Raw genomic sequence first — 5,735 nt, 5'->3', positions numbered from 1 at the left:
CCGGCCGCCGCTCCGGTGCCGGGGGCCGCCGGTCCGCACCCCGCCGGCCGCCCGGGGCCGTGCGGCGCACGAGGCCGCCTCCCCCGGCACCGGAGCGGCGGCCGGTCGCGGGTGCGGCTCAGAGGACCGTCAGCACGATCTTGCCGGTGGTACGGCCCCGCTCACCGATCTCGTGCGCCTTCGCGGCCTCGGCCAGCGGCACGACGGTGTCGATCACCGGCCTCAGCGCCCCCCGCTCCACCAGAGCGGTGATCTCGCGCAGCCCCAGATGGTCGGGTTCCACCAGCATCCACACCGCCCGCACCCCGTCCCGGGCCGCGGGAACGTCGTCCGGGCCCGGCAGCGTGATCAGCCGACCGCCCGCCCGCAGGACCTTCAGGGACCGCTCGGCCGTCTCCCCGCCGAGCCCGTCCAGCACCACGTCGACATCGCTCACCACGTCCTCGAACCGCACCGCACCGCACGGTAGTCGATCACCTCGTCCGCGGCGGCGCCCGGCGTGCGGTCCGCCCTCAGCTCATGCCCTGTCCGGGTGAGGGCCGCGCCCAGGTTGCCGCCGGGAGCCGTCCGGGGGCCGGCCAGAGCTGGATCAGGCGCATGCCCCCGCGGCCGCCGACGCCCGGCCCGGGGTCATCGACGTGGCAGTACAGGCGCATCCGCCCGCATTGCGCGTCGCCGCTGCCCACGGTCCTGATCCTCCTTGCGCGTCAGGCGGCGTAGCGCCTCCCTGCGGGTGAGGGGGGCGACGCGGGAGCCGTGGCGGGTCAGCCAGTCCCTGACGAATTGCGGGTCGCGGGTGGAGGTTTCGCGCAGTACCCAGCCCAGCGCCTTGCGCAGGAAGAACTCCTGCTCGTGGACGAGGGCGTCCGCGTAGCGGGTGAGCCGATCGCCGTCGGGCCGGCCGGCGCGGATGGCGGGCAGCAGCGCGAGGAGCGCGGTACGGCGGAGCCAGAAGTCGGGGTCCGTGATCCACCGGTCCAGCACCCTGCCCGCGGCTGCGTCTCGCAGGGCGACGGCGACGGCGCAGTGCACTGCCAGCGGATCCACCAGCGCCCAGGTGCGGCACTGCCGCAACAACGTCTCGACGTCCTCGAGGTCCGCGGCGTCCAGTGCCCCCGCATACTGCACCAGAATCTCCACCGCTGCCCGCCGGTCGTCGTACACAGGCTTCCCGGAGCCCTCCTGGGCCGACCACAACGCGCCCGCGAGAGCCAGCACCGCAGAGCCGGCCTGGGCGCCCAGAACCCGGCGGGTTCGGGTGACGCAGTGGCGCAGGTCGGGCACGCGGACCCCCAGATGATCCAGGTCGCTGTGCAGGTATGCGCGCTGCTGGTCGGCCCGAGCGGGGTCGGCCAGTGCGCGCAGGGCGGCACGGAGGTCTTCCGCCGGACGTGCTGATGCGCCGCCAGCGGTGTTCACGCGCCCTCCTCGCGCGTGGTCGCGGTGCGGGCCTTCGGGCGCGCACCGTGCGCCTGGCCGGCGGTATCGGCCCAGTCGTCCGTCTGCCGGGTCAGCCGTCGCAGCATCTCCCGGACGGTCGCCAGATCGCTTCCCGCGATGCCCTCTGCCATGACCCGATGCGCGGTGGCGGCCCGGGCGGTGATGGCGTCGAGCGTCCTGTGCCCGACAGCAGTCAGGGCGAGCAGCGGTGAGGTGCGGTGGTCGGGGTTGTCGAGGTACTCCGCGAGACCGTCGCGGACCAGGTCGTTGGCGATGCGCTGCACGCCCTGGCGGGTGATCCCGAGGCGGCGCGCCGCGCGGGCCACGGGCAGGGGCTGCTCGCTGACCGCGCTCATCAGCTGCCAGCGCGCCTGGGTCTGCCCTTCCGCCGCCGCCAGCGCCTCGCCTGCGCGGCGCAGCGCACCCGCTGCCTCGTAGACATCGGCCACGAGAAGGGCCAGTTCATCCGCCATACCGGAATCCCACCTCCACAATCGACAATATGTTGTCACTATGGCAACATGATGCCATAGTGACGCACCTCCTCCAAGAGCACGCGCACCCGAACGAGAACCGCCAGGGAGACCCCATGACCACCGATGCCATCAGCCGACTTCAGGCCGCCATGGAACGCGGCGCGGCCGCCCGCCCGAAGGCCGGCGGCTTTCCCTACCTCGCCGAGAGCCTGCGCCAGGCGGGCGTGACCCACTGCCGTATGGCCGTCCCGGCCAACGCCTTCCTGTACCTGACCGAGCACGGCGACGTCGTCGTCCAGGGCGAACCGCTGGTCACCGGCTTCGCGCTCGCGCCGCGGTTCGACGAGGCGGCCCTGGTCGCGGCACTGCGCGCGGACCAGGCCGGCGAGACGACGTTCCCCGCATTCGTCCGCGCCTGCTGGGACGCCGGGATCGCCTGGTACGACGTCGACACCGCCGCCCGCACCTGCACCTACTACGGCAGCGGCGGCGACTCCTACACCGAGGTCTACCCGTTCGTCACGCTCCCCTGAGAGACCGGAGCCGCTCTTGTGACGAACCCCGCCGCCGGCCGGTGCTCCGGCCCCCTCCGGATCCGGGCGGCACTCCCGCGCATCCGTTCCGGGAACAACCCGTCGGCATAGCACCAGGCCCACTCGCGGCCGGGTTCCATCGGGCGCACGAGAGGGTGCCCGGTCGACTCGTGGCGGGCGGTGGCGTGAGCGCCGGGAGAGCTGTCGCTGCGCCCCATCGTGGCCGCAGGTCGGACACAGTCGCAAGCGGCGCTCGTGACGTCCGCGGGCGACGCAGCCGAGGCGCGCGCCGCTCAGGGGCGCCGGCTCCAAACCCGCAGCCGCCGCGTGCGGACATGTACGGCCCTGCGGGCGGCCACCGTCCGGCCGTACCCTCCCTACCGTCACCGCAGCGCCTCACTCCCTGCCATCGTCGGTCCGTACCGTCCGGCGCCCATTCTTTTCTTTCGGGCGTGGGCGTGCGCGCGGATGCGATGAGAAGCTCCGCCATCGCGTACGACGCGCTCGCTCCGGCGCGGGGAGCGGACGGCCGTCGGCGAGATATCCGCCTTGCGGGAGTCCGATGAGCCAGCGGCGGTTGTGCGGTCCACCCGTCGGCGAAGGGAGCGCACCATGCGCAAGATCATCATCTGTACGTTCCTCACGCTCGACGGCGTCATGCAGAAGCCCTCGTCCGACGACGAGGTCGGGGCGGCCATCGCCGGCTGGCACGAGTCCTGCGACGCGATGCTGCTCGGCCGCAAGACGTACGAGATCTTCGCGTCGCACTGGCCGACCGCCGACCCTGACAACCCTGTCGAATGGCAGAACTCCACGCCGCTTAAGGGCGATGTCGTCGATGCCGTACGCGAGTTGAAAGCGTCCGACGGCCGCGACATCAACGTCGTGGGCAGTGGCGACCTCGCCCAGAGCCTCATGCGGCACGGGCTCGTCGACGAGTACCGGCTGACCGTCCATCCGGTGATCATCGCCACCGGCAGGCGGCTGTTCTCCGACGGCGCGATCCCCACCGCACTGGAGCCGGTCAGCGTCTCGACGCCGAGGGGGGCACCGTCGTCGGCGTCTACCGGCCGAACGGTGCCGTCGGCTTCGGGTCCGCGCGTGGCTCCGGGAGGCGGGGGGAGAACCTGGTGACCGCCGCGGACCGCCACGGTGCGCAGCAAGGGGCCGGCGGCCTGGACGGGGCGGGGGTGGATCGGCCGGACCGGCCCAGGCCCACCGCGGTGCTGTCAAGGTGGGGGAAGGCTTCGGGCAGGCCGAGGTGTCCCTGGCCGAAGGCGCCGGCAGGCTGCACGGGTGCGGGCCGGTCACGTCTTCGGGATGACGGGGATCTCAAGCGTGGAAGCGTTTTCGGGCGACCAGAGGATGGTGGCCTTTCCCGAGGTGGTCGGTTGGTAGTGGGTGGGGAAATGGCCGAAGAAGGGGTTACGGGGTCGCTGATAGCGGCCGGCCACCGTGAGCCGCAGTCTGTCGCCGGCGCGGAAGAGGGTCGCCGAAGAGCTCAGCGGGATGAGCACGTCGACTTCTTCGCCGTCCCGGACCGGCTGGAGCGTCCGGAAGGTGTGCTCGGGCTGATGGGGGGTGCTGAGCACCGGGTCGAGCGACACGCCACCAGCCCTGATCACGTCTGCGCCGCCCGCTGTCGACGACGCTCATGGTCAACACCCCTGGGCATCCCCGATACTGACACCGACCGCAGTGGAGCGGGAGACTTCTCGCCCGGCCCCGCACCGAAGGAGAGGCCCGTGGCGAAAGCACGGTCACGCACCGCACGCGACTACGCGCTCGTCGTCGGCGTGTTGATCGGCCTCCTGTGCATCGTCTGGGGAGGAGTCGCGGCCACCACATGGGCGCTCAGCGAGATGACCGGCTGCGGCCACCACTGCGCTGCCCACACCCCCGACACGGGCGGAGGCGGGGGGTAGCCGGCAGTTGCCGAGCCGCCCCGCCCCACAACCGTCCGCCGGTCACCCGGCTCGTCCGCTCCGGCCTGCGTGCAAGTGGCCGTCACCGCCGGGGGGTTCACCGCGCCCTGACCATCACCCGTGCCCTGGCGGAAACCGGAAACCGCCCGGGCCTCGGCCGGGAGCCGGTCCCCCAGGGCCTTTCCCGTGCCCGCGTCGGACCCCTCCGGTGCCACCGGCCGGGTCCGCTGTTCGGTCGGGTGTCAACACCGTTGTGTTCACCGGGGGTTGGGTCCCGCTCAACTCGTGCTCGAACAGGTCGAGATCGTCGGCGGTGGCGGGGCGCGGCGTGAGCCGTGGGTGGCCTCGGTGATCTGGATGTCGCCGTGGGCGGTGCTGATCTTCGCGGGGCCGCCCTCAGGCGGTGGAGGCCGCCGTCGTGCCCCCGGGGTTCCGGGGAGAGGTGCGGGCCGGCCGCAGGTGGGCGTGGAGGGCGGCGAAGGCCGTGCATGTGAGGGGGAGGGTCGTGGCCGCGGTGGCCAGGATGCCGACGATGACGGGGGCGAGGATGCCGGCGTAGTACGCGGCGAAGAAGTTGCCCGTGGCCTGTTCGAGGAGGGATCTCACCAAAGGGCGCAGCGGCAGGGCGAGTTGGGTGGCCAGCCGGGTCACCGCGGCGCAGAGCGCGGCCAGCGGCAGGGCGAGGGCGAGGACGCGGGTGGCTCCGGCTCGGGTCCGGGTCAGGGACCAGGAACGGCGCAGGGCGGCGCGGGGGCCGAGGCCGGTGGCCGCGGCGGCCGGGGCGAGGGCGAACGCGAGGCGCAGCAGTACGGCGACGAACAGGGCCGCGGCGGGAGAGGCCGCGACGAGGTGGTAGGGCAGCGATCCGCGTTCCAGGGGCTCGGGGGTGTCGAGCTGGTCGCCGGTGAGGCTGGTCGCCAGGTATGCGGCGAGCAGCGGGAGGGGCCATACGATCAGGCCGCGCAGCGTGTACACGGCGAGCAGCGCTCGCAGCCGCACCCGGTCCTCTCGCAGGGGCCGGGTTCCCGCTGCGGCCGCCCGGGAGCACACGGTCTGTAGGGCCGCGCTGCCGATGCCGAGGAGAAGCAGGTAGAGCGGGAGGGTGCCGAGGGCGACCCGGGCCAGGGCGGTGTGGTCGTGCAGGTAGGGGTCTTCCAGGTGGTGGTACCAGGCGCGCCGGTTCCGCATCCGGGTGAACAGGGGCCAGGAGAGCGCGAATATCAGGGCCGTCATCAGCAGCCCGGCCAGTGCGGACAGGCCGACGACGCGTACCGTCGCGGCCGCCAGAGCGCCCCGGTCGTGCCGCAGGACGGCGGACACGGTGGCGGTGACGCCGCTGTGGGGGCGCTCGGTGGCCGCGA

At 73.1% G+C, this 5,735-nt stretch carries 7 protein-coding genes and 1 pseudogene; 3 read left to right on the top strand and 5 right to left on the bottom strand.

All coding sequences use genetic code 11. The features are described 5' to 3' along the window. Nucleotides 1-118: 118 nt before the first annotated feature. From CCN72_RS32030 to CCN72_RS32020, 3 genes are all read right to left on the bottom strand, one after another. Nucleotides 119-454: a zinc-binding dehydrogenase gene (locus CCN72_RS32030; protein ID WP_425276190.1), complete on the bottom strand. Its 336-nt coding sequence runs from the start codon at nucleotides 452-454 to the stop codon at nucleotides 119-121. A gap of 176 nt (nucleotides 455-630) precedes the next feature. Next, the gene (locus CCN72_RS32025) at nucleotides 631-1,419 is read right to left on the bottom strand and encodes a DNA alkylation repair protein (protein ID WP_158101449.1); all 789 of its coding nucleotides are present in this window, start codon (nucleotides 1,417-1,419) and stop codon (nucleotides 631-633) included. Continuing rightward, nucleotides 1,416-1,913 carry a MarR family winged helix-turn-helix transcriptional regulator gene (locus CCN72_RS32020; protein ID WP_086811678.1) on the bottom strand — a complete coding sequence of 166 codons (498 nt, stop codon included), beginning with the start codon at nucleotides 1,911-1,913 and terminating at the stop codon, nucleotides 1,416-1,418. The genes CCN72_RS32025 and CCN72_RS32020 overlap by 4 nt, the downstream gene beginning before the upstream one ends. 116 nt (nucleotides 1,914-2,029) lie before the next feature. Here CCN72_RS32020 and CCN72_RS32015 point away from each other — a divergent pair, with 116 nt between their 5' ends. Next, nucleotides 2,030-2,449 carry a DUF1398 family protein gene (locus CCN72_RS32015; RefSeq protein WP_086811676.1) on the top strand — a complete coding sequence of 140 codons (420 nt, stop codon included), beginning with the start codon at nucleotides 2,030-2,032 and terminating at the stop codon, nucleotides 2,447-2,449. Between the two features lie 612 nt (nucleotides 2,450-3,061). Next, a pseudogene (locus CCN72_RS32005) lies at nucleotides 3,062-3,546 on the top strand (dihydrofolate reductase family protein); the annotation flags it as partial. Between the two features lie 210 nt (nucleotides 3,547-3,756). On the opposite strand, the gene CCN72_RS32000 reads toward CCN72_RS32005, so the two are convergent. Further along, nucleotides 3,757-4,056: a CocE/NonD family hydrolase C-terminal non-catalytic domain-containing protein gene (locus tag CCN72_RS32000; protein WP_244174580.1), complete on the bottom strand. Its 300-nt coding sequence runs from the start codon at nucleotides 4,054-4,056 to the stop codon at nucleotides 3,757-3,759. A gap of 138 nt (nucleotides 4,057-4,194) precedes the next feature. Here CCN72_RS32000 and CCN72_RS39795 point away from each other — a divergent pair, with 138 nt between their 5' ends. Beyond that, nucleotides 4,195-4,374 carry a hypothetical protein gene (locus CCN72_RS39795; protein WP_167408737.1) on the top strand — a complete coding sequence of 60 codons (180 nt, stop codon included), beginning with the start codon at nucleotides 4,195-4,197 and terminating at the stop codon, nucleotides 4,372-4,374. 396 nt (nucleotides 4,375-4,770) lie between these two features. Here CCN72_RS39795 and CCN72_RS31995 read toward each other — a convergent pair. Next, nucleotides 4,771-5,735 (bottom strand): hypothetical protein (locus CCN72_RS31995; RefSeq protein WP_341868902.1); only part of this gene is annotated, 965 nt, incomplete at its 5' end.

Origin of the sequence: Streptomyces murinus (assembly GCF_002154555.1) — a bacterium.
Taxonomy (GTDB): Bacteria; Actinomycetota; Actinomycetes; order Streptomycetales; family Streptomycetaceae; genus Streptomyces; species Streptomyces murinus.
This window is presented reverse-complemented; position numbering and strand designations above follow the sequence as displayed.

Coding starts and splice junctions, on each gene's coding strand:
- CCN72_RS32020 (WP_086811678.1), bottom strand. CDS start 1,913: ATGGCGGATGAACTGGCCCTTCTCGTGGCCGATGTCTACGAGGCAGCG.
- CCN72_RS32015 (WP_086811676.1), top strand. CDS start 2,030: ATGACCACCGATGCCATCAGCCGACTTCAGGCCGCCATGGAACGCGGC.